Source organism: Microbulbifer regidiadema (SeqCode) (assembly GCF_052467605.1).
The window spans coordinates 4,507,340-4,521,286 of record NZ_CP174316.1 but is presented as its reverse complement, the minus strand read 5'-3'; the positions used below and the strand labels follow the sequence as shown (position 1 = coordinate 4,521,286).

The following is a 13,947-nucleotide window of genomic DNA, read 5'->3' as shown; positions in this document are numbered from 1 at the left end:
AAAACCGCTATAGTCTTGTCAAACCACTCTGAGATGGCCATCCTCTAACATCTCAAATACTCATAATATGGAAGTGTCAACATGAAAAGACTTGCCCTCTTAGCTACACTCATCATTCCCAGCTTTGCACTGGCAACACCTGAAATTACAGGCAGTCCACAAGACTTGCGCGGTCTGATTTATCCAGAGTCAAAAATTGTCACACTGCATGGCAGCGCAGAAGAAACAGCGTATTCAGATCAAGCCATTGTGAATGTTATTGTAACCACTCAAGAACCCCGCCTGTCAGATGCTATTGCCAATAACAGTGCTCTGCGTGAGCAGTTAACTCGCAGTTTGGTCGAAGCTGGTATTGATAGAGGAAAAATCAAGAACTCAAAGTTCTCATCTTCCCCTCAGTTTGGCTGGTTAGGCAAGAATCCATCCAGCTATAAAGTGATCAATCGGGTGGCAATCACCATTGATCAGGAGAATCATTTGCAAGCTATCGCACAGTTAACCGATGAAAATAAAGAAATCGAGATAGTGAGCACTTCATTTGAGCATTCAAAAGTTTCTGAATATACAAAGAAAGTACAATCCAAAGCATTGGCAAAAATTATGGAGCAAAAAGCAGACTATGAAGGCACGCTTGGCATTCAGTTAACGCCGGTGAATATCCGCACAAGAAGCCTCGGCTATCATGGTACAGCCGGTGCCGATGCTGTAGAGGAGGTTGTCGTTACAGCTGCCAGAGCTAGAAGTAGCGGGTTGAAAGACAGCACTTCACGGACCTATATAGAAAGAGAGACCAGCTCTTTCGATGAAGTTCAATATGAGGCTTCACTGTCAGTAGATTTTCAAGTGACGCCAGCGAATGTAGCTGATTAATTCTTTATCAACCGATAACATTGGCAGAAGTCTCTACAATATGGACTCCTGCCAACCTATGCCCCCACTAACTCTCTCAACCTACAGAGAGGGATAAGATCTGGCTAATCTCATTCAAACTGCGCTTAGACTGGGACTGCCAGATTTCAATTGCTTCTTTCAAAGCTGCCCAATCCTTCTTAGAGGAGGGAGATTTATCAACAACCCCCTCTCGAATCAGCGCGCGAATCGTATCGCTGGCAAAAACCAAGGTGTCGATCCCCATACGCCTTAAAAATACTTGTGCGGTTTTCCCCCCTAGACGATCTCCACCTTTCCTCAGGTACTGAAGGTTTTCAATATAGTTAGCGGTATTCCAATTAGAGAAATACTCCCCCAGACTCCCGTGTTCATTTGAGATATGCCAAAAGAAGTCTGCATTTCTCTGAATAGAGCGGGTTTTAGTCCAGTGCTTAATCATCCCTTCCTGCCGCATCAGGTCATCCAAAGCCTCCTCCGGTAGGCGACGACAGAAAGAAGCATCAAAACCATAAAAGATCCTCTCTATATCCGGCCATTTTTTTTCAACGACCTTCCAATTAAAACCAGCTTGAAAAACCGCACGAGATACCGCTGACAACCACTGGTTATCGGGTATCTCTTTTAAGAACTGTGCGGATTTAGGCTTAATCAGCCTTTCCTGAAGACCACCTAACCCGCCAAAACGATCAATAACCGGCGCCTCAATAGCAGAAAATTCGCGCATAACTTATAGCTTCCAAAAGATCTCCCTATATTCTACGCCGACAATTGAAAATTCAAAACAAGAGATGTTTTTGTAAAGGAGTATAAATAGCAATGTGCGATCAGCTCGACCTAAGAGATTGGTAAAATCAATTGATTTTATCTGACTCTACCGGAAATAATCCACAAAAAAAAGGGGAGCAAGCTCCCCTTTTAAATAAAACACCGCTAACAAATAAAGGTTGCTTAGCTATCTACAGCCAAGCAGAGATACTGCCTTATTTATCAAGCTACTTTACTGGGACTTTCTATCACTCTCACGATGAGTATCACCAAGTAAATCGAGGTAAAACGCATACTGCAAGGCCGTCTCTTTATAGCGGCGGAAGCGTCCCGAAGAACCGCCGTGACCGGCCTCCATATTGGTATTAAATAGCAGCTGATTTTTATCGGTCTTCAACTCCCGCAGTTTTGCCACCCACTTCATGGGCTCAAAATATTGCACCTGGGAGTCATGTAGCCCTGTGGTCACCAGCATATTGGGGTAGTTCTGTGCTTTTACCTGATCGTAAGGCGAATAGGAGAGCATATATTCATAGCTGTCCTTATTGTTGGGGTTACCCCACTCGTCATATTCATTGACCGTCAGAGGGATGGACTCATCCAACATGGTAGTCACCACGTCGACAAATGGCACCTCTGCGGTTACCCCTCGATACAAACCCGGCTCCATATTGACTACCGCCCCCATCAATAGCCCCCCTGCACTGCCGCCGGAAGCAAAGATCTTATCAGAGGCTGCATACTTCAATTGGCTCAAGCCCTTGGTAACATCAATAAAATCAGTGAAAGTATTCTTTTTATTGAACATCTTTCCGTCTTCATACCAAGCGCGCCCCAATTTTTGACCGCCGCGAATATGGGCGATAGCAAATACAAAACCGCGATCCAGCAAGGATACTATAGAGGAACGAAACCAGGGGTCGACGGTACTGCCGTAGGAACCATAGGCGTATTGCAGCAGTGGATTAGTACCATCTCTCTGGAATTTATCCTTGCGATATACCAGAGACACCGGCACCTTGACACCATCCCGTGCGGTAATCAGGATACCCTCACTCTGATAGCTCTGAGGGGCAAACCCACCGGGCACCTTATCTTGCTTAAGCAGTGTCAGATCACCGCTATCCAGCCGGGCCTCATAGATACTCTTTGGTGTCGTCAGGCTTGAGTAAGACACCCGCACACTCTCCGATCCCAAATTGGGATTGGCACTTAAGTCCAACTGGTAAACCGGGTCATTAAAGCCGACCTCAAGAGCCTTGTTGTTCTCTAAGTTAATGATCCGAAGCCCTGCCTGACCTGATTTTCGCTCTATCAGAGCGAGATGCTGGTCAAATAAGGTAAAGTCTTCCAGAAGAGTGTCACTACTGTGTGGTATTACCTCCTGCCACTTAGACTTATCCGCAGCATCGGCCATAGAGGCTTTCATCAACCTGAAGTTTTCGGCCTGCCAGTTGGTAAGAATATAAAACTCACCTCCCAGTTTTAGCGCCGAGTACTCGTGGTCTTTTTCCCGGGGGTGTAGGGGGGCAAAGTCTGCCAGCGGGGTATTGGCATCCAGAATGGACTCGCCGCTACTGGTCGTCGAGCTGTGGTGAATCCGCACCAGCTCCCCATCCCGGGATTTGGAAATCCAGGTGTAGAAGGCCTTATCCATTTCTTCATAAACAATAACATCGTCACTCTGTGGGGTGCCCAATGTATGTCGCATTACTTGATAGCCGAGCAGAGTCTGGCGATCTTTATTGATATAGAAGACGGTCTTATTGTCATTTGCCCAAACCGCAACCGGTGAGGCATTTTCCAGCTTGTCCGGCAGTAGTTCACCGGTTTTTAAATCTTTGAAGCGAATCGTGTAAACACGGCGCCCCACACTGTCTTCAGGGTAGGCGAGCAATTGATTGTTGGGAGATACGGCCAGGCGTCCAACACTGAAATAGCCGCTACCTTCGGCCAGGCTATTTATGTCCAGCATAACTTCTTCAGGCGCCTCTTGGCTGCCTTTGCGCCGGGCGTGAATCACATACTCTTTTTGTGGCAGGTAGCGACTGTAATACCAGTAGCCATTATAATAAACGGGTACCGTCGATTTATCTTTTTCCAAACGTCCAGTCATTTCCTCAAAGAGTAATTCCTGCAACGCTTTAGTGTGCTGCATTACCGAGTCGGTATAGGCGTTTTCTGCTTCCAGGTGCGCAATAACATCTGGAGCTTTGCGTTCATCATCGCGCATCCAATAGTAATTATCGATACGCTCATGACCGTGCATAACCAGCTTGTGGGGCACTTTCTTGGCCACAGGAGCAGAAACATCCTCGTTAAACAAAACTTTTTCCTCTGTTGCCTGGTTATTTTCCGCTTCACCACACCCCGCTAAACCGAGGGCGAGCAGTAATGTTGCCGCAGTTTTATTCATCAAAATTTATCTCTTTTGTGTATTCTTCTTTTACCCACCAATACTGCTTTATTGCAATCAGGTTAGAGCACCGATAAGTCGCATCACATCCCGACAAGGCCCCCTATGCTGAACACCAATAGGCAATTCTCAGTCGAGGACCTATTACCTGAAATTTTAAAGCCCCTATCTCCGGCAAATACTAACCCGTCAAAATCAACCAGCTCATTCCCGCAATAATCAGCGATGCCGTCACGCTCAGTATTGCCCCCTCACGCACCATATCCTGTATGCGTACCTTGCCTGTTCCGTAGGCGATGGCATTCGGTGCCGTGGCCACAGGCAACATAAACGCACAGCTGGCACTCATCGCCGCCGGTATCATCAGTACCATCGGCTCAAAGCCCGCAGAGGTTGCAGCTACAGCGAGAATGGGCATAAGCAAAGTTGCAGTGGCGGTATTACTGGTGATCTCTGTCAGGAAGGTTACGCTCAAACAAAGTATTACCAGCATTAGCCACAGCGGCATTGTGGTGAGGAAAGAAAGACCATTGCCGAGCATATCGCTTAGGCCGGAGCTGGAGAACCCTTTTGCCAGTGCAATACCGCCGGCAAACAGCAACAGCATTCCCCAGGGAATTGTTTCCGCTGTCTGCCAGTCCAGCAGGCGTCCGCCCTTGCCATTGGGGACTAAAAACATAGCGACAACCGCCGCAAGGGCCACAGTACCATCGCCGGCAGCATCAACCCCTATCAGGTCGCTCCAGCCACCGAATGGTGCATTGCGGGTAACCCACAGGAGAATAGCCACCCCAAAAACCATTAAGGTGCGCTTTTCCTCTGCCCGCCACTCTCCCACTTGCGGGGGCTCGATAGCATTTTTCAGATGGATATTACGAGTCAGCCAAAGGGCCATAATCGGCAGGGTCACCAGGGCGACAGGCAGGCCAATTTTCATCCACCCCAGGAAACTAAATTCTCGCCCCGTTACCTCCTCATAGATCCCCATAAAAATAACGTTGGGTGGCGTTCCCAGCGGGGTCCCCACCCCACCCAGGCTCGCGGCATAGGCAATCCCCAGAATCAGGGCAATACTCAAGCGCTGGTTATCAATCCTGGAGAGAATCGCCAAAGCAATGGGCAGCATCATTAGGGTTGTGGCGGTATTGGATATCCACATACTCAAGAAGCCCGCCGCCAGCATAAACCCGAGCACCAGCCTGCGCCCGCTGGAGACACCGACAATACGCAACATATACAGAGCGAGCCGCTCGTGCGCGCCGCTCTTCTCCAGGGCTTTGGACAGGATAAAAGCTCCCATTAGTAACAGAATGACATGACTGCCCAGAGAAGAGGCTACTTCGCGGTGATCAGCGACCCCAAATAGGGGCAGAAGAACAAAAGGCACCAGTGAGGTGGCGGGGATAGGCAGGGCTTCTGTAACCCACCAGATCACGGTCAGCAAGGTAATCGCTGCGGTTACCGCCGGTAGGTATTGCATTCCCATCGCGGCTAAAAAGAAATAGAAGGCCGCTGCCAAAAGAGGACCTAAAACTATAAAGCGCTGTCGCGCGATCGACATATCTGCCCCCAACGACTCCAGGGTTTAATTTTTATTGGTTATTGCTGTTGAGAAACTGGGCTCCGGCCAATCACCGCACGATCCAGGTCCCCTCAGGTAGATACACAAAATACAAGAAAGTGAGCACTCTGCGCACTACTTCGAAGTAATAAATTCCACTGGTCTACAAAGAATGTACAGAACAAAAGCATCTTGTTTGATTTTTGCCCACCCCTATGGGGGCTAGCATACAGTCGCCTGCTCGATAAAAAAGCCTGTGCAGAAAAAAGCTAAACAAAAGCGGCTGTTAGGGAGGTCTGCGCAAATGTACAATACTGACAAACCATTATTTATAGTTTTTTGAGCTTAATTCAAAGAGTGCTAATACCCACTCTGCACTAGGGAACCGCTGAATAATTCCGTGGCCCCCTAGAGCTATTCAAGCGAATAAAAAACGATCAGTTATTATATGAGGTACCTCTTGAAACACACCGCTCTTGCCGCTTTTATCGCGCTATTTAGCTCCAGTATTCACGCCGAAGAACAGCCTTTCTACCTGAAGGCTTCTCTCGGGTATACACAGTTTGACTCCGACAGCTCTTATACGATTAAAGAGGATTTAGACTCCGTCAGTTACGGGTTTACGTTTGGCTACCGGATCAATCAATATATCGCTATTGAGGCGGGAATGACCGACTTAGGCAAGCTAGAGCGGCGCTCTGGATACGAACTATACGATGCTGAAATCTATGGTGATCAAGATTATCAAACTGTCTTTAATGCAAGCTCTTATGACCACACTAAGACCGAGTACAAATCGTACAGTTTAGGAGCCGCTTTTACTAAGCGCTTTCAACAACACCTGAGCGCGGGTGTCCGTCTCGGTGTTCACCAGTGGAATACCACTTCCAGTGGTAGCGGTAATTACGAATATTCTATTGATTGGTACAGCCCAGATGGCGAGCTCTTGGAATCAGAAAGCTATGCTTGGTCTGGCGATTGGGGTGATGAGAAAGATAGCGGCACCGACTCCTACTATGGCGCAGTAATAAGCTGGTCCACCGGTGCCTGGGATATCGGTCTTGAACATACTCTCTATAAAATCGAGGATGAAAAAGCCAACTTTACCGCATTGGGGGCTACTTACAGCTTCTAATCCGAATCAAACTATCAGATTCTGGAGGAAGTGACTACTTACACTTCCTCCAGAGCCCGCCCCTAAAGCACCTTCGCCGCTGCTCCCTCCCCCTCAACTAAAATCCAGCCAGCTACTCTGTACAATTAAGCAGTATCCGGCAAACTATCGCCTGCGACAGCCAGTAAAGAAGAAAAGGCAAAGGGAATTATGAGCAATATACCCAATACTGTAGAAGTCTTGGAAAAACTCCGCTGGAATGCCCACCTGTGCAAGCACAGCCATTTTCGCGCATCCATGAAGGGGCGCAATTTGCATGTGCTATGCGGGGTTCCCATCGTTGTCGTCAACCTATTCCTCGGCTCACTGTTCTTCTCCCTGATCAATGCGGAGCTACCGGACTGGACCAAGTGGAGCGGTGCGGGACTGGCCCTGTTAGCCGCCTTGCTTGGCGGTGTGCAAACCTTCTTCAACTTTAAAAAGAACTATGAGGGGCACCGACAAGTTGGTAACGAATATCTGGCAATCGCCAGGGAGTGTGAGCGACTGATCGCCCTCTATTTTGACAGTATCCTGGATCTCGAACATCTCTCTAAAAAGATTTCAGAACTGAATACACGTTACAGCGATATCAATCAGCGTGCGGAAGAGTTTATTGTGTCAGATAAGGTATACAAACAGGCGGCACACACCCAAACTCAAAAGGCCGCGCGCGAGCCCTCTCTGGTGGAGCAGATGCGCAAACGCCAGGCCTCCGCACTGAGAATTGCCGGGGAACCGATTGAAGCCGTAGACGGTAACCACTGATCCGGTCCGCCGGCACTGCAGTACCCCCCTGAAACAGTAGCGCCCTCACCTCTACAGAACAAACAGTAAAATGCAGACAGATCACAGCAGCCATCAAGCAACCGCAAGCACTCACCCCTTGTGCTATTTGGCCACAGATATCGGCACCCCGAGTAATGTCGGGGGCTTATTTCGCATCGCCGATGCACTCGGTGTAGAGAAAATTTATTTAACCGGTGAAACCCTAACGCCGCCCAACTCCAAGATTCGAAAAATTTCCCGCTCTACTGAGAAGTACGTCCCCTACGAATATCACGTATCCGCCATTGATACTGCGCAAGCATTAAAGGCTAAAGGCTATCGATTAATCTGCCTGGAAATCACCTCGAACAGCATTGAACTGAAACAGGCTCCCATTACTAGCGGAGATAAAGTCTGCTTGGTATTGGGCTCGGAAAAGGATGGCGTAGCTGCTGAACTCCTGAAGATGGCAGATGCCGTGGTGCATATCCCTATGCAGGGGGTCAATTCTTCAATGAATGTCACTTCCGCTTGTGCCATAGCAACCTATGCCCTGCTGGAAAAAATTTAGGCGGGGACTTTAACTATCAGGTTCTTCTGGTTGGCGTAGTCTGGATCACCACCAAATCTTTTATTGCAGTTCAAACCATTGATTGCCTGAATTTCCGCTTGGCTTAAATTAAAGTCTGAAAGTAAAAAGTTGTTGCGCATATTATCCAGGCTTTCTGCTTTCGGAATAACGATACGGTGCTGCTGGATATTCCATTTCAAGATAACTTGCCCCGCCCCCACCCCGTGATCCTCAGCGATCTGTACGATTAATGGATCTGCCAACGGCTTGTCCTGGGCTTCGACACCACTCCAGGTAGAACCGGAGCCCAGCGGCGACCAACAGCAGATGGCAATTTTATGAAATTGGCAATAGTCCACCAGAGGCTGCTGAGTGAAATAGGGATGCAATTCAATTTGATTGCAGACTGGGGGAACCTCGGCAAAAGCCGCAAGCTGTTCTATATCCGTTTTACGAAAGTTTGAAACACCCAGGGCGCGCACTTTCTTTTGCTGGTAAAGCGCTTCCATCGCCTGCCAAGTTTCCCGGGTATAAGCCGGTACAGGCCAGTGGATCAAATAGAGATCCAGGTACTCGAGCTGCAAGCGCTCCAAACTGCGGGCAAACGCATCGTGGGTTTTTCGATTCCCCTGCTCGCTATCCCAAACTTTACTGGTAATAAATAGCTCGGCCCGCGCCAGGCCGGACTCTTTGATCGCTCTCCCCAGCGCCCGTTCATTGCCGTAAACTGACGCCACATCAAAGTGGCGGTACCCCACTGACATGGCCTTTAAAAGTACTTCCGTGACATATTCATCATCCTGTTGCCAACTGCCAATAGCAGCCATTCCCATGCCGAGCTGGGGTATCTCTACACCGTTATTCAATTCGAGAAAATACATAATCAATATCCTTTCAGATTCCGGTGCGGCACACCGGCGAGGATCTACAGCGCTTCTGAAATTCAGGGCGTACAGAAGTCAACGGGCTGTAAGCAGCGAGTTCACCCGCAGCGATTAATCAGTACACAAAAGAAAGATACCGTTTCCTATTTTTAGCTGGCGATCAACCGCTATTTGGGTGGCAGCGACCCCGCAAACACGGCACCACGGCTGACCCAATTATCCAGATCGACAGCCACAGCATCTTCTTCCACATACACCATACCTTTTAAGGGGCGCCCCGTGTAATCCATAGGGCGGGTATAGCGCTCAGACAGAGCCGTTTGATAATCATCAGGCCCAACGCGGACCATCAACTCCTCCCCGACAACCCCACAGGCCATATTGCCATTCAACATAAAAGCGAGCCCGCCAAACATCTGCTTTTCACTCAGACCTTCATTTCCCTGAAGTAGTTTGCGCACCTTTTCAGCCAGGTTTTCGCTGTACGCCATAAGTTCCTCCTTAATCTATTTTATTGAGCAAAAATTCCCCTTCAGATACGGTTTTTTCTGAACTGATTAACCACGATAAAATTAGAAAAGATTCGAATGGAGAAAATGTGAATACTAATCCCAATAAGATATTGGGTGGAGCGATGAGCAAGTACACTGTAAGTTCAACAGATAACTGCACCATAGCAAAAATGTTATTTCGAATAATTGCTTAAGTGTAGCAGTAAGTGAAGCTTATTCACTTGAAAAGAAGAGCGTTACGCCAGGAAATAAAAGGGCTGAAAACTGTTATAGAAGAGTTTGCTTGTTTATTCAAATTGTGGCGACCTGAAAAGGCCACCACAACCTGACAAACACCCCGGCCAACTAACCGCCGGGGTACTGATTTGTCTTAATCAACAAATACCCGCGCGTTGCGGAACAGACGCATCCAACCGGCGTCTTCGCTCCACTCATCCGGGCGCCAGCTGTTGTTGACCGCTCGTGCAACTCGCTCCGGGTGCGGCATCATAATCGTGACACGGCCATCTTCAGAGCTCAGGGAAGTAATACCGTTTACCGAGCCGTTGGGGTTGGCCGGGTAGGTCTGGGTAATTTCCCCTTTGTTATTCAGATAGCGCATCGCGATGGTACCGGAAGCTTCGCACTTCTCCAGCGCCTGCTGATCGGCAAATTCCACCCGGCCCTCACCGTGAGCAACGGCAACTGGCATATAAGTGCCCGCCATACCTTTAAACAGCACAGAGCTAGACTCTTCAATGCCCACCAGGGCAAAGCGCGCCTCATACTGCTCGGACAGGTTGCGCACAAAGCGCGGCCAGTGGTCGGCACCGGGGATCAGCTCTTTGATCACAGAGAACATCTGACAACCGTTACACACCCCCAGACCGAAGGTATCGTTGCGGTTAAAGAAGCCTTCGAACTGGTCGCGCGCGCGATCGTTAAACAGAATGGTTTTCGCCCAGCCCTCACCGGCTCCGAGTACGTCACCGTAAGAGAAGCCACCACAGCCCACCAGGCCTTTGAATTCATCCAGGGCCACACGGCCGGACAGAATGTCGCTCATATGCACGTCGACAGCGTTAAAGCCGGCGCGGTGGAAAGAGTGCGCCATTTCCACCTGGCTGTTGACCCCCTGCTCGCGCAGTACGGCAACTTTTGGACGAACACCTTTGGCGATATAGGGCGCGCTGACATCTTCGCTCATATCGAAAGTCAGGTTTACCGTCAGGCCCGGGTCATCCTGGGCAATTGCGGCAAACTCCTGCTCGGCGCACTCGGCGTTATCGCGCAGGGATTGGATACGGAAGCTGGTTTCCGACCAGATCTGCTGCAACTCCGCGCGGGAGCGCTTAAAGATTTCAACACCGTTATTGGTGATGCACAGGTGCTCGTTATTGTTCAGGTAACCGATCTTGTGGGTGGGTACGCCGACAGCGGCAAAGCGCTGTACCAGCATATCCGCTTCACAGGCGGGCACCTGTAGTACCGCACCCAGCTCTTCACTGAACAGCGCGGCGATCGGGTCTTCACCCAACTCGTAGATTTCCACGTCCATACCCACGCGGCCGGCAAAGCCCATTTCCGCCAGGGTTGTGAACAGACCGCCGTCGGCGCGGTCGTGGTAGGCCATGATCAGATCTTCGTTCAGCGCCTGCTGCACCACTTCAAAGAAGCCTTTCAGCTTCTTGGCGTCGTCCAGGTCTGCGGGCTTGTCGCCCAGCTCATTGTAGACCTGTGCCAAGCAGGAACCGCCCAGGCGGTTTTTACCGGCCCCCAGGTCCACCAGCAGCAACTCGCTCTCACCTTTATTCGTGCGCAATTGCGGAGTCACGGTTTTGCGTACATCGGTAACCGGAGTAAAGGCAGAGATTACCAGCGACAGCGGTGCGGTAACCGCCTTTTGCTCACCCTCGTCTTCCCAGGCGGTGCGCATAGACATGGAGTCCTTGCCCACCGGAATGGTAATACCCAGCTCGGGGCACAGCTCCATGCCCACCGCTTCTACGGTGCGATAGAGTTTTTCCTCTTCGCCCGGGTGGCCCGCAGCGCACATCCAGTTGGCGGAGAGTTTGATATCAGACAGCTGCTTCACCGGGGTACAGGCGATATTGGTGATCGCCTCGCCCACGGCCAAACGACCTGACGCGGGTGCATCCAACAGTGCCACCGGGGTGCGCTCCCCCATAGACATGGCTTCGCCGGCATAGCTGTCGTAGGACACGGTAGTCACCGCACAGTCCGCCACCGGCACCTGCCAGGGACCGACCATCTGATCGCGGGACACCTGGCCGGTAACCGTGCGGTCGCCAATGGTAATCAGGAAGCTCTTGCTGGCCACGGTGGGCAGGCGCAGCACCCGCTCAGCCGCTTCATTCAAATCGATATCGGCCGTGGAGAAAGCCTTGGTTGCCGCCTGGCGCGTCTGTGCTTCGCGATGCATGCGCGGCGGCTTGCCGAACAGTACCGACATCGGCAGATCCACCGGCTTGGAGTCGAACTTCTTGTCATTTAACAGCAGGTGTTTGTCTTCGGTGGCTTCACCGACAACGGCGTAAGGCGCGCGCTCGCGCTCACAGATCTGCTCAAAGCGCGCCAGGTCTTTCGGCATCACCGCCAGTACGTAGCGCTCCTGGGATTCGTTACACCAGATTTCCAATGGGCTCATACCCGGCTCATCGCAGGGCACATTGCGCAGCTCAAAGTTACCGCCGGTACCGCCGTCTTTGACCAGTTCGGGGAAGGCGTTGGACAAACCGCCCGCACCCACATCGTGGATAAAGGCGATGGGGTTGCTCTCACCCAGCTGCCAGCACTGGTCGATCACCTCTTGGCAGCGGCGCTCAATTTCCGGGTTCTGGCGCTGTACTGAAGCGAAATCCAGGTCTTCAGAGCTGGAACCGCTGGCCATACTGGAGGCCGCACCGCCACCGAGGCCGATCAACATGGCCGGACCACCCAGCACTACCAGTTTGGCGCCGGGGGAAAACTCGGGCTTCTCAACATGCTCTGCGCGGATATTGCCGTAGCCACCAGCCAGCATGATCGGCTTGTGATAGCCGCGACGCTCGCCGTCAAAATTCTCTTCAAAGGTGCGGAAGTAACCGCAGATATTCGGGCGGCCAAACTCATTGTTAAATGCCGCACCACCGATCGGCCCCTCGATCATAATATCCAGGGCGGTAACGATGCGCTCGGGCTTGCCGTAGTTGGCCTCCCAGGGCTGCTCCCAACCGGGAATGCGCAAGTTGGAAACGGTAAAGCCTGTGAGGCCCACTTTCGGCTTGGAGCCACGGCCAACCGCGCCCTCATCGCGAATCTCACCACCGGCACCGGTGCCGGCGCCGGAGAAGGGGGCGATCGCGGTGGGGTGGTTGTGGGTTTCCACCTTCATCAGCAGATGAATAGCTTCGTTGCTGAAACCGTATTCTTTGCTGTCCGGGTCCGGGTAGAAACGCCCCGCTTCACTACCGACAACCACAGCGGCGTTATCCGCATAGGCGGACAGTACGTTATCACCACCTTTCTGGTAGGTGTTCTTGATCATGCCGAACAGGGAGTGCGGCATCTCTTCGCCATCGATGGTCCAGGAGGCATTGAAGATTTTGTGGCGGCAGTGCTCGGAGTTTGCCTGGGCAAACATCATCAGCTCTACATCGGTGGGGTTGCGCTCCAGCTCCTGGAAGCTGGTGAGCAGGTAATCAATCTCATCTTCCGCCAGGGCCAAGCCCAAGGTGACGTTGGCATCTTCCAGCGCTTCGCGGCCGCCCTCGAGAATATCCACGCCGCGCAGCGGGCGCGGTGCCTCTTCCACGAATAATTGCTCCGCCTGATTAAAGTCGGTGAATACCGCTTCAACCATACGGTCGTGCAAACGGGAGGCCAGAGCAAGGCGTTCAGCTTCGTTTAACTCGACACCGGTAATGTAGTAGGCGATACCTCGCTCCAGGCGCTGAACTTTATTCAGGCCGGCGTTGTGCGCGATATCAGTGGCCTTGGAAGACCAGGGCGAGATCGTACCCGGACGCGGCACAACCAGGATCAGCTCGCCTTTCGGCTCGTGTTTTTCCTCGGTTGGACCGTATTGAAGCAATCGCTCCAGTAGGGCCATCTCCTGGTTATCCAGTGAGTCGCTGTCTGCAAAGTGAACGAACTCGGCGTAGAGATCGTCGATGGTCGGTTGCAGCGCGCGCAGTTGATTGAGCAGGTTTTTATGGCGGAATTTCGACAGTGCGGGAGCACCACGCAGAACTAACATTGCGGGAGATAGCCTCTTGTCTAAATGAGAAAGATTGCGCGAATGGGATTTCGCACAAGGCCCCGGAAATTTGAGAGGCGCAATTGTACCTGAAGCATCGCCACTCCAACACACCCGCCGGACACTTGGACACACATGAACCAATTAGTAATCTGAATGCTCAAAAGACAAACAAAATTGAGCGAAAAT

At 51.1% G+C, this 13,947-nt stretch carries 10 protein-coding genes; 4 read left to right on the top strand and 6 right to left on the bottom strand.

All coding sequences use genetic code 11. The features are described 5' to 3' along the window. Positions 1–81: 81 nt before the first annotated feature. The gene (locus ACJJIF_RS20410; RefSeq protein WP_444930100.1) at positions 82–870 is read left to right on the top strand and encodes an SIMPL domain-containing protein; all 789 of its coding nucleotides are present in this window, start codon (positions 82–84) and stop codon (positions 868–870) included. 76 nt (positions 871–946) lie between these two features. Here ACJJIF_RS20410 and ACJJIF_RS20405 read toward each other — a convergent pair whose 3' ends face one another. From ACJJIF_RS20405 to ACJJIF_RS20395, 3 genes are all read right to left on the bottom strand, one after another. After that, positions 947–1,615, bottom strand: a complete 669-nt coding sequence (locus tag ACJJIF_RS20405; RefSeq protein ID WP_444930099.1) for a DNA-3-methyladenine glycosylase I — start codon at positions 1,613–1,615, stop codon at positions 947–949. Positions 1,616–1,888: 273 nt separating this feature from the next. Continuing rightward, complete coding sequence (locus ACJJIF_RS20400; protein ID WP_444932389.1) at positions 1,889–4,072, bottom strand: S9 family peptidase; 2,184 nt, start codon at positions 4,070–4,072, stop codon at positions 1,889–1,891. Positions 4,073–4,253: 181 nt separating this feature from the next. After that, positions 4,254–5,633, bottom strand: a complete 1,380-nt coding sequence (locus ACJJIF_RS20395; RefSeq protein ID WP_444930098.1) for an SLC13 family permease — start codon at positions 5,631–5,633, stop codon at positions 4,254–4,256. A gap of 460 nt (positions 5,634–6,093) precedes the next feature. Between ACJJIF_RS20395 and ACJJIF_RS20390 the strand changes: the two genes are divergently transcribed. The 3 genes from ACJJIF_RS20390 to ACJJIF_RS20380 all read left to right on the top strand — a co-directional run bounded on the left by ACJJIF_RS20390 (position 6,094) and on the right by ACJJIF_RS20380 (position 8,125). After that, entirely contained in the window at positions 6,094–6,768 is a 675-nt protein-coding gene (locus ACJJIF_RS20390) for an outer membrane beta-barrel protein (protein ID WP_444930097.1), read from the top strand. Between the two features lie 189 nt (positions 6,769–6,957). Next, entirely contained in the window at positions 6,958–7,554 is a 597-nt protein-coding gene (locus ACJJIF_RS20385) for an SLATT domain-containing protein (RefSeq protein ID WP_444930096.1), read from the top strand. 70 nt (positions 7,555–7,624) lie between these two features. Beyond that, complete coding sequence (locus ACJJIF_RS20380; protein ID WP_444930095.1) at positions 7,625–8,125, top strand: TrmH family RNA methyltransferase; 501 nt, start codon at positions 7,625–7,627, stop codon at positions 8,123–8,125. On the opposite strand, the gene ACJJIF_RS20375 is transcribed toward ACJJIF_RS20380, so the two are convergent. The 3 genes from ACJJIF_RS20375 to purL all read right to left on the bottom strand — a co-directional run bounded on the left by ACJJIF_RS20375 (position 8,122) and on the right by purL (position 13,758). Further along, entirely contained in the window at positions 8,122–9,006 is an 885-nt protein-coding gene (locus tag ACJJIF_RS20375) for an aldo/keto reductase (protein WP_444930094.1), read from the bottom strand. The genes ACJJIF_RS20380 and ACJJIF_RS20375 overlap by 4 nt on opposite strands. Before the next feature lie 170 nt (positions 9,007–9,176). Next, positions 9,177–9,500, bottom strand: coding sequence for a TfoX/Sxy family protein (locus ACJJIF_RS20370; protein WP_444930093.1), 324 nt, complete (start codon positions 9,498–9,500; stop codon positions 9,177–9,179). 391 nt (positions 9,501–9,891) lie between these two features. Further along, on the bottom strand, positions 9,892–13,758 hold the full coding sequence (gene purL, locus ACJJIF_RS20365) for a phosphoribosylformylglycinamidine synthase (RefSeq protein ID WP_444930092.1): 3,867 nt from the start codon (positions 13,756–13,758) through the stop codon (positions 9,892–9,894). Between the last annotated feature and the right edge of the window lie 189 nt (positions 13,759–13,947).

Excerpts from the sequence above, each read along its gene's own strand:
- ACJJIF_RS20410 (WP_444930100.1), top strand. The coding sequence starts at position 82 with ATGAAAAGACTTGCCCTCTTAGCTACACTCATCATTCCCAGCTTTGCA.
- ACJJIF_RS20405 (WP_444930099.1), bottom strand. The coding sequence starts at position 1,615 with ATGCGCGAATTTTCTGCTATTGAGGCGCCGGTTATTGATCGTTTTGGC.
- ACJJIF_RS20400 (WP_444932389.1), bottom strand. The coding sequence starts at position 4,072 with ATGAATAAAACTGCGGCAACATTACTGCTCGCCCTCGGTTTAGCGGGG.
- ACJJIF_RS20395 (WP_444930098.1), bottom strand. The coding sequence starts at position 5,633 with ATGTCGATCGCGCGACAGCGCTTTATAGTTTTAGGTCCTCTTTTGGCA.
- ACJJIF_RS20385 (WP_444930096.1), top strand. The coding sequence starts at position 6,958 with ATGAGCAATATACCCAATACTGTAGAAGTCTTGGAAAAACTCCGCTGG.
- ACJJIF_RS20380 (WP_444930095.1), top strand. The coding sequence starts at position 7,625 with ATGCAGACAGATCACAGCAGCCATCAAGCAACCGCAAGCACTCACCCC.
- ACJJIF_RS20375 (WP_444930094.1), bottom strand. The coding sequence starts at position 9,006 with ATGTATTTTCTCGAATTGAATAACGGTGTAGAGATACCCCAGCTCGGC.
- ACJJIF_RS20370 (WP_444930093.1), bottom strand. The coding sequence starts at position 9,500 with ATGGCGTACAGCGAAAACCTGGCTGAAAAGGTGCGCAAACTACTTCAG.
- purL (WP_444930092.1), bottom strand. The coding sequence starts at position 13,758 with ATGTTAGTTCTGCGTGGTGCTCCCGCACTGTCGAAATTCCGCCATAAA.